The sequence below is a fragment of the Streptomyces sp. NBC_01217 genome (assembly GCF_035994185.1).
In the GTDB taxonomy this organism is placed as follows: Bacteria; Actinomycetota; Actinomycetes; order Streptomycetales; family Streptomycetaceae; genus Streptomyces.
This window is the reverse complement of sequence record NZ_CP108538.1, coordinates 4,171,940-4,190,720: the sequence shown is the minus strand read 5'-3', so window position 1 is coordinate 4,190,720 and position 18,781 is coordinate 4,171,940. Positions and strand designations below refer to the sequence as shown.

17 protein-coding genes and 1 tRNA gene are annotated in these 18,781 nt (G+C 69.2%); 7 read left to right on the top strand and 11 right to left on the bottom strand.

Annotation, left to right across the window (positions count from 1 at the left end):
• Positions 1–202: 202 nt before the first annotated feature.
• The 5 genes from OG507_RS18370 to OG507_RS18350 all read left to right on the top strand — a co-directional run bounded on the left by OG507_RS18370 (position 203) and on the right by OG507_RS18350 (position 8,592).
• Entirely contained in the window at positions 203–697 is a 495-nt protein-coding gene (locus tag OG507_RS18370) for a hypothetical protein (RefSeq protein ID WP_327368273.1), read from the top strand.
• Positions 698–790: 93 nt separating this feature from the next.
• Positions 791–2,827, top strand: a complete 2,037-nt coding sequence (locus OG507_RS18365) for a flotillin family protein (RefSeq protein WP_327368272.1) — start codon at positions 791–793, stop codon at positions 2,825–2,827.
• Positions 2,828–2,904: 77 nt separating this feature from the next.
• Positions 2,905–7,764 (top strand): DNA repair ATPase, encoded by a 4,860-nt coding sequence (locus OG507_RS18360; RefSeq protein WP_327368271.1) that lies wholly within the window; start codon positions 2,905–2,907, stop codon positions 7,762–7,764.
• Entirely contained in the window at positions 7,764–7,964 is a 201-nt protein-coding gene (locus OG507_RS18355; protein WP_327368270.1) for a hypothetical protein, read from the top strand. Before OG507_RS18360 ends, OG507_RS18355 begins: the two co-directional genes overlap by 1 nt.
• A 187-nt stretch (positions 7,965–8,151) precedes the next feature.
• Positions 8,152–8,592, top strand: a complete 441-nt coding sequence (locus OG507_RS18350; RefSeq protein ID WP_327368269.1) for a hypothetical protein — start codon at positions 8,152–8,154, stop codon at positions 8,590–8,592.
• Between the two features lie 3 nt (positions 8,593–8,595).
• Here the strand turns inward: OG507_RS18350 and OG507_RS18345 are convergent, their stop codons facing one another.
• From OG507_RS18345 to OG507_RS18315, 7 genes are all read right to left on the bottom strand, one after another.
• Positions 8,596–9,078, bottom strand: coding sequence for a CBS domain-containing protein (locus OG507_RS18345; protein WP_327368268.1), 483 nt, complete (start codon positions 9,076–9,078; stop codon positions 8,596–8,598).
• Between the two features lie 94 nt (positions 9,079–9,172).
• Entirely contained in the window at positions 9,173–9,547 is a 375-nt protein-coding gene (locus OG507_RS18340; RefSeq protein ID WP_327368267.1) for a hypothetical protein, read from the bottom strand.
• A 48-nt stretch (positions 9,548–9,595) separates the two neighbouring features.
• A complete protein-coding gene (locus OG507_RS18335; protein ID WP_327368266.1) occupies positions 9,596–10,894 on the bottom strand; it encodes an ArsB/NhaD family transporter in 1,299 nt (432 codons plus the stop codon).
• Positions 10,891–11,076, bottom strand: coding sequence for a CBS domain-containing protein (locus tag OG507_RS18330; protein WP_327372021.1), 186 nt, complete (start codon positions 11,074–11,076; stop codon positions 10,891–10,893). Before OG507_RS18330 ends, OG507_RS18335 begins: the two co-directional genes overlap by 4 nt.
• Complete coding sequence (locus OG507_RS18325; protein ID WP_327368265.1) at positions 11,077–11,349, bottom strand: hypothetical protein; 273 nt, start codon at positions 11,347–11,349, stop codon at positions 11,077–11,079.
• Positions 11,336–12,571 (bottom strand): cation:proton antiporter, encoded by a 1,236-nt coding sequence (locus OG507_RS18320; protein WP_327368264.1) that lies wholly within the window; start codon positions 12,569–12,571, stop codon positions 11,336–11,338. The genes OG507_RS18325 and OG507_RS18320 overlap by 14 nt, the downstream gene beginning before the upstream one ends.
• 172 nt (positions 12,572–12,743) lie before the next feature.
• Positions 12,744–13,085: an STAS domain-containing protein gene (locus OG507_RS18315; RefSeq protein WP_327372020.1), complete on the bottom strand. Its 342-nt coding sequence runs from the start codon at positions 13,083–13,085 to the stop codon at positions 12,744–12,746.
• Positions 13,086–13,301: 216 nt separating this feature from the next.
• Between OG507_RS18315 and OG507_RS18310 the strand changes: the two genes are divergently transcribed.
• Complete coding sequence (locus OG507_RS18310; RefSeq protein ID WP_327368263.1) at positions 13,302–14,363, top strand: PucR family transcriptional regulator; 1,062 nt, start codon at positions 13,302–13,304, stop codon at positions 14,361–14,363.
• Between the two features lie 269 nt (positions 14,364–14,632).
• On the top strand, positions 14,633–15,748 hold the full coding sequence (locus OG507_RS18305) for a DUF3644 domain-containing protein (protein WP_327368262.1): 1,116 nt from the start codon (positions 14,633–14,635) through the stop codon (positions 15,746–15,748).
• Between the two features lie 18 nt (positions 15,749–15,766).
• On the opposite strand, the gene OG507_RS18300 is transcribed toward OG507_RS18305, so the two are convergent.
• From OG507_RS18300 to OG507_RS18285, 4 genes are all read right to left on the bottom strand, one after another.
• The gene (locus OG507_RS18300; RefSeq protein ID WP_327368261.1) at positions 15,767–16,600 is read right to left on the bottom strand and encodes a hypothetical protein; all 834 of its coding nucleotides are present in this window, start codon (positions 16,598–16,600) and stop codon (positions 15,767–15,769) included.
• An 87-nt stretch (positions 16,601–16,687) separates the two neighbouring features.
• On the bottom strand, positions 16,688–17,368 hold the full coding sequence (locus OG507_RS18295; RefSeq protein WP_327368260.1) for a DUF488 family protein, N3 subclade: 681 nt from the start codon (positions 17,366–17,368) through the stop codon (positions 16,688–16,690).
• Positions 17,369–17,611: 243 nt separating this feature from the next.
• Positions 17,612–17,685, bottom strand: a tRNA-Pro gene (locus tag OG507_RS18290).
• Positions 17,686–17,803: 118 nt separating this feature from the next.
• On the bottom strand, positions 17,804–18,742 hold the full coding sequence (locus tag OG507_RS18285; RefSeq protein ID WP_327368259.1) for a metallophosphoesterase: 939 nt from the start codon (positions 18,740–18,742) through the stop codon (positions 17,804–17,806).
• Between the last annotated feature and the right edge of the window lie 39 nt (positions 18,743–18,781).

The following is an 18,781-nucleotide window of genomic DNA, read 5'->3' as shown; positions in this document are numbered from 1 at the left end:
TGCTGACGCTTTCTTAGCGGTGCTCCGGCATGGAGAACGAGCCAAAGACTGCCGGGAGTCGGCAATGCGGTTCAGGCGCCCAATAGGCAGGATGTGGGTGAGGGGAGCACGCGGAGTGGTCTTGATGCCGGACACCGGCAGGTGTCCGGCATCAGGCACATGACCGCGTGCTGTGCAGGCTGGGTCGGATCGGGGGTTAGGTATGTGGACGTTTGTCGAGGCCGCCACGAGTTTCCCGACCCACCTGTTCACCGCCGCCCTGGTCGTCGTCGCGAGCTTCTGGCTGCTGGTCGCGGTAGGCGCCGCTGACTACGCCGGTTTCGACGAGGACGTCAACGCCGACGCTTGGGGTTTTAAGGGGATGCCGGTCGCGGTGGCGTTCTCCTTGCTGACGGCCTTCGCCTGGATCGGCAGCCTCTGCGCGACTCTCTTGCTGGATCCGGTCGCCGCATCGTGGCCGATGAGTGCCCTCTCCGGAGCCGTCGTACTCCTCGCCGCCCCACTGCTCGCGTGGCGCCTGACCTGTGTGCTCGCGCGGTTCCTCCATCGCCGCCGGCACGGCGAACCCGGCCAACCCGAGCTGCCCCCTTCAGTCGGGACGGCCGGTGACGAGCGGACCAGCCCGGCCGATACGCCGCCCCGAGGGGCCTTCTCGTCCTTCCGGCAGTTGCCGAGGGTTCCGCTTTCGCGGCCCTGACCGAGCGTTCACTACCTCGCCTGCCGAGCCGCACGTCGTCGGACGGTGCTCGCTCCGAGACTTCAACTCCCTTACGCCCAAAGGACCTCTGTCATGAATGCCATCACTGTGGGCATCGTCGCCTTCCTGCTCATCGCGGGCGTCTTGCTGCTCGTCGTATCCCAGCTGTTCCGCAAGGTCGAGCAGGGCAAGGCGCTGATCGTCTCCAAGCTGCGGAAGGTCGATGTGACCTTCACCGGGCAGGTCGTGCTGCCGGTGCTGCACAAGGCCGAGGTGATGGACATCTCGGTAAAGGCCATCGAGATCACGCGGGCTGGCAAGGACGGGCTGATCTGCAAGGACAACATCCGCGCCGACATCCGCATCTCGTTCTTCGTCAAGGTCAACAAGACGGCGGAGGACGTCGTCAAGGTCGCCCAGGCCGTCGGCACCGCGCGGGCCAGCGACCAGAAGACCCTGCAGGAGCTGTTCCACGCGAAGTTCTCCGAGGCGCTCAAGACCGTCGGCAAGCAACTGGACTTCACCGATCTGTACACCAAGCGCGAGGAGCTGCGGTACCGGATCATCGAGGTCATCGGCGTCGACCTCAACGGCTACCACCTGGAGGACGCAGCGATCGACTACCTGGAGCAGACGCCGCTCACCCAGCTCGACCCGGCCAACGTCCTCGACGCCCAGGGCATCCGCAAGATCACCGAGCTGACCGCGATCGAGCACGTCCGCACCAACGAGGCCCAGCGCACCGAGGAGAAGGAGATCACCCGGCAGAACGTCGACGCCCGCGAGGCCATCCTGGAGCTGGAACGCCGGCAGGCCGACGCCGAGATCAAGCAGAAGCGGGAGATCGACACCGTACGGGCCCGCGAGGAGGCCGAGACCGCGCGGGTGGTCGAGGAGGAGCGGCTGCGGGCGCAGGGCGCGTTCCTGAAGACCGAGGAACAGCTCGGCATCCAGCGCGAGAACCAGGCCCGCGAGGTGGCGGTCGCCGCGAAGAACCGCGAGCGGGTCATCGCTGTCGAGAACGAGCGCATCGAGAAGGACCGGCAGCTCGAAGTCATCGCACGGGAGCGGGAGACCCAGCTGACGCAGATTGCCGCCTCCAAGGAGGTGGAGGCGGAGAAGCGGGAGATCGCCGAGGTCATCCGTGAGCGCGTCGCTGTGGACCGTACGGTCGCCGAGCAGGAGGAGTCCATCAAGACCCTGCGCGCCGTGGAGGACGCCGAGCGGCAGCGGAAGGCGGTCGTCATCGCGGCCGAGGCCGAGGCGCAGGAGCAGCTGGTCAAGGACATCAAGGCCGCCGAGGCCGCCGAGCAGGCCGCCGTCCACCGTGCCGCCGAGCAGCTGACACTCGCCGAGGCGCAGCTGAAGTCGGCGGATCTGGAGGCCAAGGCCAAGCTGCGGCTGGCCGAGGGCGTGCAGGCCGAGGCCGCCGCCGAAGGACTCGCGGCTGTCCAGGTCAAGGACAAGGAGGCCGAGGTCATCGAGAAGGCCGGCCGCGCGGAGGCCGAGGCGACGCAGGCTCGGATGCGGGCCGAGGCGGAGGGTGCCAAGGCGCAGGCTCTCGCCGAGGCCGAGGGCATCGGCGAGAAGCTGAAGGCCGAGGCCGCCGGTCTGACCGAGAAGGCCGCCGCCATGGCCGCCCTGGACGACGCCTCGCGTGGCCACGAGGAGTACCGGCTGCGGCTCCAGGCCGAGAAGGACATCCGGCTGGCGGGCCTGGACGTGCAGCGGCAGGTCGCCGAGGCGCAGGCCACGGTGCTGGCCACCGGGCTGGAGAACGCAGACATCAACATCGTCGGCGGCGAGTCGGTCTTCTTCGACCGGCTGGTGTCCTCGATCGCGCTCGGCAAGGGCGTCGACGGCTTCGTGCAGCACTCCGAGACCGCACAGGCGCTGGCGAAGCCCTGGCTCGACGGCACCGCGAGCTTCACCGACGACTTCACCCGGGTCCTCGGCTCGGTCTCCACGGCCGACGTGCAGAACCTGACCGTCTCCGCGCTGCTGATGAAGCTGATGAAGACGGGCGGGGCCGACTCCGGGCAGTTCCAGCAGTTGCTCGACAAGGCCGGCGAGCTGGGTCTGGCCGACAAGCCGCTCGCTGCCCTGAACGGCAGCGCGGTCCACGCCTGACCCGTTCCCGGTCCGGAGCCGCCGCGCAGGGGACGGCGGCTCCGGACGTGTTCACCCGACTTCCTGAGAGGGCTCTCATGACCACCGGCCTGGACACCGGCACCTACGAGGTGCTGCGTGACCGCCTCGCCACGCAGGCCGCCGAACTCGCCCGGCGCGCCGAGGCGCTCAACACCCGCCGCACCGAGGAGTTCGGCTCCACCGGCCTCGAACTCAACGGCACCGAGCGACTGCGCACCGAGCACGCGTGTGTGCCCCGAGACATCGTGGCCGTCGGCGACGTACTGCTCTTCGGCTACAACGTCCTCCCCGGCGCACAGCCGGAGACCACCGTCGGTGACGTCCTCGCCCTGCACGACCGCGACCTGAACCGGTTGCCGGACGACGCCGTACCCGGCCTGCTCGACGACCCCGCGTTCGTCCGCGAGTTCGCCGCCCTCTACCGCTACTACCGCCAGGCTCACCTTCTCCAGCTCCGCCGTGTCGACGGCAAGTTGCTGGCGGTCTTCCGGACTGGCGAAAAGCCCGGCGACATCCGCGTCCTGCGCTGGGCCCTGTCCGAGAACGGGCAGGCGTCCTTCCTGGACGCACGCGGCGACCGTGATCACGTCTTCCCGCCGTCCCACGACTTCGTATGGACGGCGACCACCCGCGAGTACCATGTCCTCGGCCGCCACCCCCATGTGTCCGTCGAGGGCGAGGTCTTCGTCGCCACGGTAGGCGGCACCCTCACCGTCAAGCTGGACGACAACACCGAGACGAGTGGGGGCAGTTACGCGGAGCCGGTCACCGAGCCGCTCCAGTCCCTCGCCGATGCCGACATCGCGTACGCGCGCGTGGGCGCTCTGCTCTTGCTGCGGATCCTCCCGTACAAGGAGGACACGCACCGCTACCTGGTGTTCAACACGCTCACCAGGACCGTCGTCCGCCTCGACGGCATCGGGCAGGCGTGCCGCCGTCTCCCCGAGGACCAGGGCATCGTCTTCCCCGGTGGGTACTGCCTGGCCACCGGCACCCACAAGACGTACGAACTCGACACGTCCGAGCTGGAGTTCGAGCGGGAGATCCGCTCCCCGAACGGCGAGGACGTCCTGTACGCCTTCCACGCGCGCGAGGAAGGCCGCAGTCTGCTCCTGCCGTACAACCTGATCCGCAAGGAGGTCGCCGCCCCGCTGTCCTGCCACGGCTGGGCCCTCTTCGACGATGGCACCCTGCTGGCGTTGCGCGCCGACAGTGACGAGCCACAGCGCGTGCACCCGCTCCAGCGGTGGAGCTCCCCGTACGTCTCCGACACCCACGCCGCCACCCGCCCCGCCGGCAGCGGTCCGCTGGCCCGAGTCGGCAACGCCGACCTGGTTCGCGGTATCTCCGACTGCCTGTCCCTGGCCGGTGCCGTCGCCGACACGACGCCGACGACCCAGGTGTATGCGGCCCTGGCCGCCGCCTGCGTCCGGGTGGCGGACACCCACCACTGGCTGGGCGAGCCGGATCTCGGCGACCTGAGCACACCGCTCCATGAGATGAGGGCCACCGCCGAGCAGGTGCTGGCCGAGTTCGAGACCGTCCAGGCCCTGACCCGGCAGGCCGCCGACGCGCTCACCGCAGCGGCGGAGCGGATCGCCGGAGTCGTACGACGGCTGCGCGGCGAGGCCCCGCGTGGCGCCGCCGGCTGGGTGGCGGGGCTGAGCGAACTCCGGCAGGCGCAAGGGCATCTGCTCACCCTCAAGGACCTGCGGTACGCGGACGCCGCTCGCATCGGCGAACTCGCCGCCGAAGCCGAGGCCGACCTAGCCGCCTTCGGACGGCGGGCCGTCGACCACCTCGCCCGCGAGGACGCCTTCGCCGGCCACCACGCCGAAGTCGAGCAGCTCATCGAGGACGCCGAGGCGATCGCCACCGTCGCCGAAGCCGCGCCGGTCGCGGCCCGGATCAGTGAACTCGCCGACCAGCTGGGCACGGTGACGGAGGTCGTCGCCGGGCTCGACATCGCCGACGCCACCGTCCGCACCTCCGTCCTGGAATGGATCGCCGAGATCCTCGGCGGCGTCAACCGCGCCCGCGCCACCCTCGACAGCCGCCGCCGCGAGCTTCTGGGCCACGAGGGACGAGCGGAGTTCGCCGCCGAGTTCGCACTGCTCGGCCAGGCCGTCACCGGTGCGCTCGCGGCCGTCGACAGCCCGGAGACCTGCGACGCGCAACTCGCCCGCCTGCTGATGCAGGTGGAGAGCCTGGAGTCCCGGTTCGCCGAGTTCGACGAATTCCTCGGCCCGCTCGCCGACAAGCGCGACGAGATCCACGAGGCGTTCTCCGCCCGCAAACAGACCCTCGCCGACGCCCGCGCCCGCCGCGCCGAACGCCTCGCCGACTCGGCGGACCGCGTCCTGCGGACGGTCACCCGGCGCGCCGCCACGCTGGACGACGCGGACGCCGTCGCCACGTACTTCACCTCCGACCCGATGCCCGCCAAAGTCCGCCGCACCGCCGACGAACTGCGCGAACTCGGCGACCAGGTCAGAGCCGAGGAGCTGGATGGCCGGCTCAAGTCGGCCCGCCAGGAGGCTCTGCGCGCCCTGCGCGACCGCACCGACCTCTACGCCGACGACGGTCGCACTCTCCGCCTCGGCAGCCACCGCTTCGCCGTCAACACCCAGCCCCTGGACCTCACCCTGGTCCCGCACTGCGACGGCCTGGCTTTTGCCCTGACCGGCACCGACTACCGCGCCCCGGTCACCGACCCGGACTTCGCCACCACCCACCCGTACTGGGACCGCCTCCTGCCCTCCGAGTCCCCGGAGGTCTACCGCGCCGAGCACCTCGCCGCCCGGCTCCTGGACGAACACGGCCCCGCGGCCCTGGCGGACGCCGACCTGTCCTCCCTCGTCCGGCAAGCGGCTGAGGAGGCTTACGACGAGGGTTACGAACGCGGAGTCCACGACCAGGACGCGGTGCTGATCCTCGGGGCTCTCCTGCGCCTGCACGAGGGTGCGGGGCTGCTGCGCCATGAGCCCGCCGCCCGCGCCGCCGCCCACCTGTTCTGGGCCCACGGCACGACGGCCGAGGCACGCCAGAACTGGGCCCGACGCGCGGTGTCCCTCGCCCGTGCGCGCGACACCTTCGGCCTGGCGCCCGCGATCGCCGACCTTCAGCGGGAACTGGCGGATGTGGTCGGCTCAGAGGCCGCCGCCGGGTACCTCTTCGAGGAACTGACCACCGGCCCCGACGGCTTCGTCATCAGCGCCGGCACTCGCACGCTGCTCGACAAGTTCCGCCGGACGGTGGGAACTTCGTCCTACGACGATGACTTGGCCGCTCTCGCCGACCCGGCCGTCCGCAAGCAACTGGTCGAGGCATGGCTGACGGCGTACACGACCGCCACCGGGACCGACCTCGCCCTCGGCGACCTGGCTGAGGCGGTGGCCGCCGAGCTCTGCCCCGACCTGCCGCGCTATGAGTCCGACGCGCCTGTGACCGTGGCCGTCGAGGGACTGCTCGGCGCCCACCCGCGGATCACCGGCCGTACGCTCACCGTCCGGATCGACGAATTCCTCGCCCGCACCCGGCAGTTCCGCACCGACGAGGTCCCCGCCCACCGCGCCTACCAGCGCCACCGCACCGCCCTCGTCGCCGCTGAACGAACCCGCCTCCGCCTCGATGCATTCCGCCCCCACGTGATGTCCGCGTTCGTCCGCAACCAGATCATAGACGAGGTCTACCTCCCGCTGATCGGCGACAGTCTCGCTAAGCAGCTCGGCACCACGGGCGACACGAAGCGCACCGACACCGGCGGTCTGCTCCTGCTCATCTCCCCGCCGGGCTACGGCAAGACGACCCTCATGGAGTACGTCGCCGACCGCCTCGGTCTGCTGCTCGTGAAGGTGAGCGGCCCGGCGCTGGGCCACACCGTCACATCGCTCGACCCGGCCGAAGCCCCGAACGCCACCGCCCGCCAGGAGATCGAGAAGATCAACTTCGCGCTGGAGGCGGGCAACAACACCCTCCTCTACCTCGACGACATCCAACACACCTCGCCCGAACTGCTGCAGAAGTTCATCCCGCTGTGTGACGCCACCCGCAGCATCGACGGTGTCCGGGACGGCGAGCCGCGCACCTACGACCTGCGCGGCAAGCGCTTCGCCGTGTGCATGGCCGGCAACCCCTATACCGAGTCCGGCACCCGCTTCCACGTGCCCGACATGCTGGCCAACCGCGCCGACGTGTGGAACCTCGGCGACGTCCTGACCGGCAAGCAGGCCGCGTTCGCGCTCAGCTTCATCGAGAACGCCCTCACCGCCAACCCGGTCCTCGCCCCGCTCGCCGGCCGCGACCGCACCGACCTCGACCTGCTGATCCGCCTCGCGCAGGGCGACGCGACGGCCCGCGCCGACCGGCTGACCCACCCGTACGCGCCCGCCGAGCTGGAGCGGATCCTGTCCGTCCTGCGCCACCTGCTCACAGTCCGCGAGACGGTCCTGGCGGTGAACGCCGCGTACATGGCCTCGGCGGCCCAGTCCGACGCCACTCGCGTCGAACCGCCCTTCCGACTCCAGGGCTCGTACCGAAACATGAACAAGATCGCCCAGCGCGTCCAGCCGGTCATGAATGACACCGAACTGGCCGCGCTGGTCGAGGACCACTACCGCGCCGAGGCCCAGACCCTCACCACCGGCGCCGAGGCGAACCTGCTCAAGCTGGGCGAGCTACGCGGCACGCTGACCGCCGATCAGGCAGCCCGCTGGGCGGAGCTGAAGACGGCCTACGTCCGCACCCAGGCCCTTGGCGGACCGGAGGACGACCAGCTGGCCCGGGCCGTCGCTGCCCTCGGTCTCCTCGCCGACCGGATCGCCGCAGTCGAGTCGGCGATCGACAGGGCGATCGACCCGCGCCACCTGATCGCCAACCCGACGGCACGCCACGCGGCCCGGCGGCAGGGACAGTGATGATCTACTTCCTTGCGCCACTCGCTGCCGCCGTCCTGGTCATCGCCGTCGCCACGGCCGTGCTGATCCGGCGCGACCGAAGGCGACCGGAGGCAGACGCCGACACCCTGCGCATCGAGGCCGCCGCCACTTCGGGCCTGCGCGAGGCCAGGCGCCGGGCCCACGCCTACCGGAACCGCTTCCTGCGCGAGCACGAGTGACACAGGAGCAGCTGAGGCCGTCTTGTCCCGGCCGAGGACAACCGCACGCTCCGTGCCTAACCTGGCAGATATGGGACGACCTGGCAGCGGACGAGCCCGGCCCGGCGGTACCCGCCGCCCGGCGTCTACCGGTGTGGTCCGTGACCGGTACTGGGCCCGCGACCTGCGTAGCGCGGCACGATGCGGCGTGCAGCTCTTCGGGGCGCTGATGCTGCTCGATTGGGTGCTCACGGAACTCACCGCCGGCCGTGCCGCGCTGTGGGCCGCGCTCGGCGGACTGCTCTGCATCGCGCTGACGCCACCGCGCGTGAGCGCGGAGGGCGGTGTACTCGACTCCCGCGGGTTGCTGGCCCACGACCGGGTACATACAGACCACCTCGTGGCCGTGCGGATGTCCGAGGGGATTGCACAGCGGCTGGTCCTGACCGACTCGTCCGGTCGGCATCTGGTACTGGACCCACATGTCCTGGCCGCCAACCCGTTGCTGTGGCACCACCTCGATCAGGGTGCCCGCCGATCCGTCCAGCACGGCACGCTGCGGTACGGCAGGGCGGTGCTGGAGAGCCTGGGCCGTCGTATGGACGGGGAGGCATGCCAGGGGATTCTGCGGGCTTCCGGCCTGGAGTAGCTCCTACGATCCCGCCGTACTGACCGCTCCTGTCGCGCCGAGAAGCTCGTGCAGGAGATGCGAAGCGGTGATGGCGCCGATCAGGTGCGTCCCAGCCTTGTCCTTCTTGGCGACCGCCACCAGCGGGCTGCGCACCCGTGCCATCAGCGCGGCCACCTCCAGTGCGGTGTCGTCGGGGTCGGCGATCGGCGGCGGCTCGGACTTGCTGGACAGGCAGTCCCCGACGGTGCGACCCTCCAGCGCCTTGCACAGCCGGTCGGCGTGTTTCTCGTCGACGACCGCGGCGAGCGTCGGATCCTCCACCACATAGGCGGGCACCAGCACCTTGACCATCTGGGAGGCGGGCAGGATCGCCTTGGGCTCACCGTCCGCGTCGAGCACCAGCAGGCCCGGAAGCCGGTGCTCGGCCATGAGCCGGGCCGCGTCCACGGCGTCGCTGTCGACGCTCACCGTCTCGTATCCAACCGCCAGGTCACGGGCGCGCACGGCGGGCTCCTCATCTGCTGGAAACGTCCCTGCCCTCAGCGTCGTACACCCTCGGGGCACAGGCCAGGACATTGACGCGAAATATACGGCGCCGTCAGCTTGAGGAGTGCGGGCCCTGCGGCCACCCTCCGTCGGTTCCGGCTCCGTCGCGGATCGTGGACTGCACGGCCCGACGGTAGAACCACTCACCGAGCTCCGAGCCGCACATGAGCCCCGCCGCGAAGGTCATCATCCCGAACTGCGCGGGGAAGGTGGCCAACGCGGCGTCCTCGGAATCCAGCCCGCCCCACTTGGCCAGCGGCACGACCATTCCGCTCGCCCAGAGCACCAGGAACGCCACCCCTCGGACCCGGATGCCCCACGGGCTGGTACGTCGTCGGACCCACCGGGGAGACCAGCCACAGATCAGGGCGATCGCCAGAGGCAGCGCTAGTGCGGAGAGACCGCACACCCACAACACATCGAACACGGCACACCTTCCTCGTCCCCCGCGACCATGCGGTGCGGGACTTCCGACTCAGGCCAGGGCGAAGTAGCGCAGCCACACGTACCCGGCCGACAGCGTCACCGTCACGACGGTGACGACCAGGCCGTACTTGGTGAACTCCCAGAAGGAGATGGGCTGCCGGTTGCGCTCGGCGATGCCCAGGACGACCACGTTGGCGCTTGCGCCGATGGCGGTGGCGTTGCCGCTCAGGTCGGCTCCGATGGCCAGGGCCCACCACATGACGTGGTCAGGGTCGCCGCCCATGTTGTGCACCAGGTCGGCGGTGATGGGGGCCATGGTGGCGACGTAGGGAATGTTGTCCACGATCCCGGACAGCACGGTCGAGGCGCCGAGCAGCAGCATGGAGCCGCCGAGATCGTTGTCGCCGATGGCGTCGGCGAGAGACTTGGAGATCTCGCCGATCACACCGGTCTCGATCAGCCCGCCGATCATGACGAACAGTCCGGCGAAGAAGGCGAGGGTGGGCCATTCGACCTCACCGATCACGTCGCCGGTCTCCACCGCAGAGAGCGCGATGAGTAGACCGGCCCCGAGCAGGGCGACGACGCTGGGCTCGTAGTGCAGCACCGGGTGGAGCACGAACCCGGCGACGACCAGCACCAGCACCACCAGCCCCTGGACGAGCAGCCGGGGGTCCTTGATCGCCTCGCGCTCCTCCAGCGCCATGATCTCCAGGGCGCGGGTCTCGTCGTAGACGAACGACTTGCGGAACAGGAAACGGCACAGCACGACCAGCACCACGGTCAGGAACGCGGACAACGGGGCGAGGTGGACCAGGAAGTCGTTGAAGGTGAGGCCGGCCCGGCTGGCGATGATGATGTTCGGCGGGTCGCCGACCAGGGTCGCTGTGCCGCCGATGTTCGATGCGAACACCTCGGCGATCAGGAATGGCGCGGCGGGCAGTGCGAGGCGCTCGCACACCAGCAAAGTCACCGGGGCGATCAGCAGGACGGTGGTGACGTTGTCGAGCAGTGCGGAGGCGACAGCGGTGATGACGACGAGCATCACCATCACCCGGAACGGCTTGGCCCGCGCCCGTTTCACGGCCCAGATGGCCAGGTACTCGAACATGCCGGTCTTCTTCAGCACACCGACGATCATCATCATGCCCATCAGCAGGAAGATGACGTTCCAGTCGATGCCGCTCTCTTCGGAGAAGAAGGCCGACGCGTCGTCGGTGGCGCCGATCGCCAGCATCAGGGCTGCGCCTCCGAGGGCCGCCGCCACGCGGTGGATCTTCTCGCTGATGATCAGCGCGTAGGTGGCCACGAAGACGGCGATGGCCGCCCAGCTCTCCCAGCCGTTCACGTTCCTCCGATGAGTCGTTCCATCAGGCGGGCGGCCGTCACAGCGCCCACGAGCTTGATCTCGTCGCCGTCGTGTTCGACGACGGCGACGAGCGGGGTGTGGGTGCGAGCCATCAGAGCCGCGACGCGTGTGACGCTCGCGTCCGGGGCGACGGTCGGCGGCCGGACTCGGTGGCGGGGCAGCTACTCCGCCACCGTGAGCCCGGCTATCCGATCCAGCGCTTCGTCGAGGTCCCGGTCGTCGCCCTCGGCTCCGGACACGGGGCCTTCCAGCGTGTGCGGAGGAAGGAGGGGCCCGATCAGCTGTGGTCCGGCCACCGCGGCGTACGGGTGTCCGTCGCGATCCACGACCAGCAGCGCGGGCAGCCCTTGCTCGACCAGCAGCCGGGCTGCCGTGCGCGCGTCGTCGTCGGTGGTCACGGACGGGTACGGCCCCGCAAGCTCACGCACCGACATGGTCGGCCTCCTTCGAGGTCAGGGGCGCCTCGTGGCCAGCGCGCACACCGGCGATGTCCTCGACGTGGAAGAGGCGGGCGATCGGCACGTCGGTGGAGCTGTGCGCGACGATCGAGAAGGCGATGCACACGGCGATGAGCGTGAACGCCTCCTCGCCCTGCGGAATCCCGGCCTGCAGCACCAGCAGCCCGTACACCACCGAGGCGAAGCCCTTCGGCCCGAACCAGGCGGCGACCAGCTTCTCCTGCCGGGTGAAGCGGGTGCCGAGCAGCGACAGCAGCAGCGAGGTCGGCCGGATCAGCACGATGGCCAGGACGACCGCGACGTACCCGCCGAAGGACAGGTCGCCGAAGAGCTGCGGCGTCAGCAGCGCTCCGAACACCAGGAGTGCCGCGAACTTCGCCAGCTCCGCCAGCGCCTCGCCGAGCGGCTCGAATGCCTCTTTCGCCTCCAGCGACCGTGCGGTGAGCACTGCCCCCGCCGAGAAGGCGGCGAGGTAGGGGTTGGCGTGCGTGAGGTGGCAGACCGCGTAAAGGATCACGCCGATCGCCAGCGGCAGCAGCGGCTGCAGCTTGGGCTCGGCGCCCAGCAGCCGGAACCGCACCAGCTCGATCACCACGAAGGGGAGTACGACACCGAAGACGAGGCCGAGGACCAGCTCCAGGGCGATCTTGCCGAGGTCGGCCTCGGCGTGCCCGGACGTCGGGCCGGCCGCGGCGATCAGGATGAGCACGACCGGCAGTGCGAGGCCGTCGTTGATGCCGCTCTCCACGTTCAGCAACTGGCGCAGCTTCGCCGGGACTTCCTTGCGGCCGACGATCGCCGAGGCGAACACCGGGTCGGTGGGTGCGAGGACGGCGCCGACGAGGAAGGACGTTGTCCAGTCCAGGCCCACAGCGAAGTGCGTGACCAGGGCCATCCCGACGAACGCGAGCGGCATGCCGAGCCCGAGGGCGCGGGCCGGATTGCGCCAGTTGGCGCGCAGCTTCGGGAAGGAGACGTGCATGCCGTCGGTGAACAGCACGGCGAACAGGGCCAGGTCGGCCGTCACGGACACGATCTCGCTGCCCGGCGTGATGTGGATCAGCCCGAGGAAGCCGTCACTGACCAGCGCCCCGCCGAGCAGGAAAAGGAGGGAGGTGGACAGGATGGTCCGGGCGGCGAGCCCGGACAGCAGCACCGCGATGAGCAGTGCCACCCCGAAGACCACGACGAGCACCATGACCAAACCCCCGATCGGCAAAGAGACTTGTCCCTACAACCGCCGACCAGGCTTCCCGGCACACCGCGGGGAACCCTACACGTTCTTTACGTGGCATTGACAGATCCTTGGCGGGCACTCTGGTGTGCCGGTCATTGCCGGATTCCGGCAACTTCAGCGGCTGGGGCCCGCTTCAGCCGTCCTGCTCCGACAGAGCGCGGGACAGACCGATCTGGTGCAGAACCGACTGCGCATGGTCACTGGCGTGGGTGATGACCAGCCGGCCACCGCGCACCCGGGCCGTTCGAAGCGCCGCGAAGAACGCCGCGCAGCCGTCCGGGCTGAGGTATTGCACATCCGCCAGGTCCACTTCCAGGACGTCCACCCCGGTGTCGATCAGCCGCACGAGTCGTCGGCTTGTCGCATCGGCGTTTCGGGCATCGAGGTCGCCGTGCAGGCGGACGACCGTGTGACCGTGCGGAGGATTGTCCCGGCCGGGCCGATGCCAGCGAATAAGAGAGCGAAAGCGGTGCATCGGGCCTCCGGGCACGCGAGCCTGTCCGCCGACCAGACTTCCCGGCACACCTGTGGGCAGCGTAGAGGCCCAGGCAGCGGAGCGCCTGCTGTGCGGACCCGTTCGGTGGCTCCGCCGGACTGCCGGAGCCCGGCAGAGACCTCGCCCCCACCAGGGCCCGATCCCCGGCCCATGCGCTAGAAAGGCGTCAACAGCTCATCGGATCCGGGGGAGCACATGGCAGGGCAGGACGTTTCCGAGGAGTACCTGGAGGGGTACGCACGCCTTCTCGCGGACGCCTCGGGGACCGGGCGTCGTCTGACACGGGAGGAACTGGACTCGCGCCGGGTCCTGGGGGAGCAGGCCGCCGAGGCCGGGCTCGGACTGCGTTCCCTGGTCGGCGCCCACATGGCCGCAACGCGAGCGCACTGGCCCACCGGTAACACCGCGTCCGCCGACGACGTCCTGGCCGCCGCCGCCCAGGCCCTCGACGCGTTTGCCGAGGGCTACGAACGCGCCCAGCGCCACGCCGTACGCCAGGAGGAGGCCGCCCGCCGTGAGTTCATCGACGATCTGCTCTACGGCCGCAGCGACCTGGGCCTGCTGGCCCAGCGCGCCGAACGCTACGGACTGCGGCTGTCGTACGAGCACGCGGTCGCCGTGGCACGTGGTGATGTTGCATACGACGAGGGTGACCCCGTGCCCAGGGAGGTGGAGCGCGCGCTGATAGGCCGCTTCGGCGACCGCAGCATCCTGCTCACCACCAAGGACGGCCGACTCGTGTGCATCGCACCCGGCGACCAGGGTGATGTCCTTGCCTACTTCGCCAAGCAGGCGTTCGCCGCCACCGACGGTGGCCGGGTCGCGATCGGCCGCCCGCAGCCCGGCGCGGCCGGCGTCGTCCAGTCGTACGAGGAAGCCCTGAACACCCTCGATCTGGCCGACCGTCTGGAACTCGACGAACCCGTGCTCCGCGCCGCCGACCTCCTCGTCTACCCCGTCCTCACCCGCGACCGGCAGGCCATGGCCGATCTGGTGGTCAGTGCCCTCGGCCCGTTGCGCCAGGCCCGCGGCGGAGCCGAGCCGCTCCTCGACACCCTCACCGCCTACTTCGACTCCGGCTGTGTGGCCGCCGAGGCGGCCCGCCGGCTGTCGCTGAGCGTGCGTGCGTTCACGTACCGTCTGGAACGCATCCACAAGCTCACCGGCGCCGACCCGTCCGACCCGGTGCACCGCTACACGCTCCAGACCGCGGTGATCGGGGCCCGGCTGCTGGACTGGCCCGCGAAGCCCTTCTGAGCGGCGTCGTTCGCAGGAGTCATGTGAAGCGCAGGCTGGGGGAAGGCGATCTGCCCACACAGGTCGCCGAGTTGGGAGAGAGGCCAGCGGAGTATCGGTTCGAACGTCGTGGACCGGACACCGTGGGCGCTGCGCTGGACACAACGGGTCCGGTGATTGACGGGTAGTAGTGCTGTTGCGGGTGGCGTTGCTGACTCGTCGTGGGAATTCTGCTTGTCCTGATACGGCTGTTGGTGTGACCCTTCTTATGGACGAGAAGGACGCACGACATGGCATACGCTCGCTGGCGCCACATCCTCATGGAGTCGCAGCGGCACGCCCTCAAAGCGGTGGACGAGTGGAATTGCTCGACTGGTAATTACAGCGACTTCCTCACGCACATGCACAGGGCGTGGCACTACCTGCTCCACGCCGAGTTCCACAAGGCGCAGATCGACTACCACTACCGAGACCCCAAGACCGGTCACCACCAGCTGATCGACGGTGAGCCCAAGGCTTGGGATCTGGACCGGTGCTTGCGGGAGCGTTTCCCCGACAACCAGGATCCCGTGCGTTTGAACGGGGAGCTGTTCGTGGCGCTCCGCAACAAGGTGGAGCACCGCTACGAGCACAACCTGAAGATCGTCACAGGCGGCAGGGCCCAGGCGCTCGTCATGAACTACGAGCAGGAACTGGTCGCCCACTTCGGCCCCGAGCACAGCCTTGCCGATCGGCTCCGCTTCCCGATGTCGCTCCAAGCACTCACCGCTGAAGGGCGGGAGCAGCTCCAGGCAGCGGCGAAGAAGCTGCCGAAGCACACCCGCGACCTGGTGGCGAAGTTCGAGGCCGCCATCGATCTCACGGTCCTCGACGATCTCCGATACGACTACCGCGTACGGCTCGTGCCCATCATCGGCGCCAAAACGGACGCTGACCTGGCGATCAACTTCGTCAAGCTCGACGAACTGAGTGAGGACGAGCGCAGGACCATGGTCGAGGCCGGGCGTCTCGGCACGGTGATCGAGAAGATCAAGCACGTCGAGGTGGCCGACAAGGACATGCTGCTCCCAGGGCGGGTCGCCCGCCTGGTGGAAGAGCAAGTGCCCTTCGAATTCAGTGTCCACAACGAGCACGCCAAAGTGTGGCGACGGCTCGCAGTCAGACCTGCCACCGGAGCTCCCGACCCCCGCGCCACGAACGCGAAGTACTGCATCTACAGCGAGGCATTCGGCACATACGTATACACACCCGCCTGGGTAAGGAAGGTCGTCAGGGAGATCGGCACCGTCGAGAAATACCGGGAGTTCTTCGGAAAGGAGCCTCGCCCGAAGAAGGTCACCCCGTTCCCGAAGCAGGCGGGAGCACAGGAACCGAACGACACGCGGCAGCGCAGCAAGTCCGCCTGAATCTCCGGCCGAAGCGTGTCACTCACCGAACAGGCTGTCCTGCACGTATTCGACGACCGTCCGCTCCGGGTAGAAGACGGCCAACAGCATGAAGGTCTTGGGATGGGCAGCGATGTTGCCGACGAAGAAGTGGACGGCCCGGTCCGGAGCGCACATCCGGTTGTACCAGCGCTCGCGCAGTGCCTCGTGGACCCCGCGCTCGCCGTACCTGCGCAGGAACTTGCGGTACGACTGGCCGGCCTCCCAGTCCTTCAGCCCCATGTCGTGGGTCGGGCAGTCGTCGTCGGCACAGCGGAAGCTGTAGCGGAGGTCGAGCGGTACCCATTTCAGTGGGTTCAGCTCCTGCTCGAACAGGTCGAGTTGGTCGGCGAGCGCGGCCTTGGAGACGGACCAGGGCTCGGCGGGCTCCAGCCGAAAGCGGGTGATCTCGGCGGGCTGGAAGACGCCGAGGGATGTTCCCCGCTTCTCTTGATCCCGCTTGATGGCGCAGAGCGACGGTGCGACCAGAGGCTCCACATACTGGTACCGCTTCTTCCAGCCGCCGTCGGGCGGCACCTGACCCACGATCTCCAAGGTGTCGAGGTCTGGCCGGAGGCTCTCCGGCCGTGAGTCCCGCTCTGGACGGTGCGGTTCGATATCGACCTCGATGATCGAGTACTTGGAGAACCGGGCCTCCTCGCTCAGGAGTCGGAAGGGCACCGGGAAGAGCCGCACGTGCTGCGGCTCCCCTTGGTCCAGGCGTATGCCAGCCACGCAGCTGGTCTCGCGGTACTTGTTGGACAGCTCCGGATATGTCTTGACCGTGATCATGATCCGGGCCCGCTGCCGCTTTCCGAGTGCCGACGACGCCATGTGTGCCCCCTCCATCGATCTCCCCGATCTGATTGGAAGAGAGGCATGCACCGCTGGCAAGGGCGCGTGCGAAACCCGACGACGAAGTCAGGCCAAGGGATTCACCGGCACCGAGACCCGGCTGCGGACCACCTCCAGGACGACCTGCCGGTGGCAGCGGCTCTCGTCCTTCTCGAAACACAGCACCGCGACACGTGACGTTCGGGCGTGCTCCGCGAGGCGGTCAAGGTCGGCCAGAGCCTCTTCGGACTGCAGCAGGGCACGGAAGCGCGCCTGTCCCACTTCGACGCGGCCGTCCCAGAAGGGCTCCCGATTGTCCTTGGGATTGCCCAGGCCACGCAGGTGCGTGTACTCGATGCCGGCCTCGGCAAGCGCGCCCCCGAGGCGGGTCTTGCTGAAGCCCTTCTTGCGGCTGATCGGGGTGAGCCGTACATCCGCAACCACGCCGATGCGGCTGGTGACGAGCGAGGCGACGAACGAGTCGATGTCCCGCCCTTCGTATCCGGCTGACCAGAGGCCGGGCGTGACCTGGGCCGCCTGGAACAGATCATCGAGGGAGACCGCGAGGGCCTCGGCCATGGCGCCGACGGTGAAGAAACCTGGCTGGATCGCTCCCTCGTTCTCCAGGCGGCTCACCGTTCCGACGGCGATGCCCGCCTCCTTGGCCAGTCGTTCACGCGTCCACCCGCGGTCCTCCCGCAACGCGCGTACCCGCTGGGCGAGCGCACGGGCACGGTCGTGGGGAGGCGCTGAGCGATGACCTGCCATGTGCGGTGTTCCTAACGACCGTTGGGGCGGCCCGCCGCGGTCTTCCTGGTCAGCTACGAGCCCTGGATTCGCGAACGCGCAGGTCCGAGCGCGCGTGAGCGCCGCTCTTCCTGCGGCACTGGAGACTGCTCCTGGGAGAAGCCGACCAAGATCTTCTCCCAGATTTCTCCCAAGCGATCTCCAGGAACCACTCAGGGGCCCGACCCGCACTGCGGATCAGGCCCCTGACCTGGTACTTCACTGTCGGGGTGGCGGGATTTGAACCCACGACCTCTTCGTCCCGAACGAAGCGCGCTGCCAAGCTGCGCTACACCCCGATCGTCGTCGGTGTCCCGGCGACATCGATTACTTTAGCCCACCCGCGCCCGCAGACGAAATCCGGTTTATGTGCTGCTGAGGGCGAGGGGGCCGAAGGGGGCCCGGGAGCCGTGGGGCTCAGTCCCGGGGGGTCAGGGTCAGCAGGGTTGCCTCGGGGGGGCAGGCGAAGCGGACCGGGGTGTAGCGGTTGGTGCCGCAGCCTGCGGAGACGTGGAGGTAGGCGCGGTGGTCCTCGACGGAGTGGGTGGAGAGGCCCTTCACCCGGTCCGTGTCCAGGTCGCAGTTGGTGACCAGGGCTCCGTAGAAGGGGATGCAGAGCTGGCCGCCGTGGGTGTGACCGGCCAGGATCAGGGGGTAGCCGTCCGCGGTGAAGGCGTCCAGGGAGCGCAGGTAGGGGGCGTGGACCACGCCGATGGAGAGGTCGGCACCCGTCTCGGGGCCGCCCGACACCTCCGCGTAGCGGTCGCGCTTGATGTGCGGGTCGTCCAGGCCGGTGAAGGCGATCTCCAGGCCGTCGATCTTGAGGCGGCCGCGGGTGTTGGCCAGGCCCAGCCAGCCCGCCTCGTCGAAGGCGTCGCGCATCGGCTCCCACGGGTTGTGGACGACGCCGACCGCGGGGGAGTTTCCGTTGAGGCCGTGCTTGCCCTGGGCCTTCTCGAAGAGGTAGCGGGCAGGGTTGCGGAGCTTGGGGCCGTAGTAGTCGTTGGAGCCGAAGACGTACACACCCGGGAACTGCATCAGCGGACCGAGCGCATCGAGCAGCTCGGGCACGGCTCCGGGGTCCGAGAGGTTGTCGCCGGTGTTCACGACGAAGTCCGGGCGCAGGCCGGCCAGCGACTGCAGCCAGGCGCGCTTCTTGCGCTGCCCGCTGACCATGTGGATGTCGGAGACCTGGAGTACGCGCAACGGGCGTGCCCCATGAGGGAGTACGGGGATGGTGACCCGTCGCAGGCGGAACGAGCGGGCCTCGAATCCGGCGGCGTAGGCGAGGCCGACAGCGCCGACCGCTGCGCCGACTGCCGTGACTTTCAGGGGTACTCCGTAGCGTGCGCGCATCCGCCCATCGTTGCAGACACCGTGAGCCCCGCGGAAAAC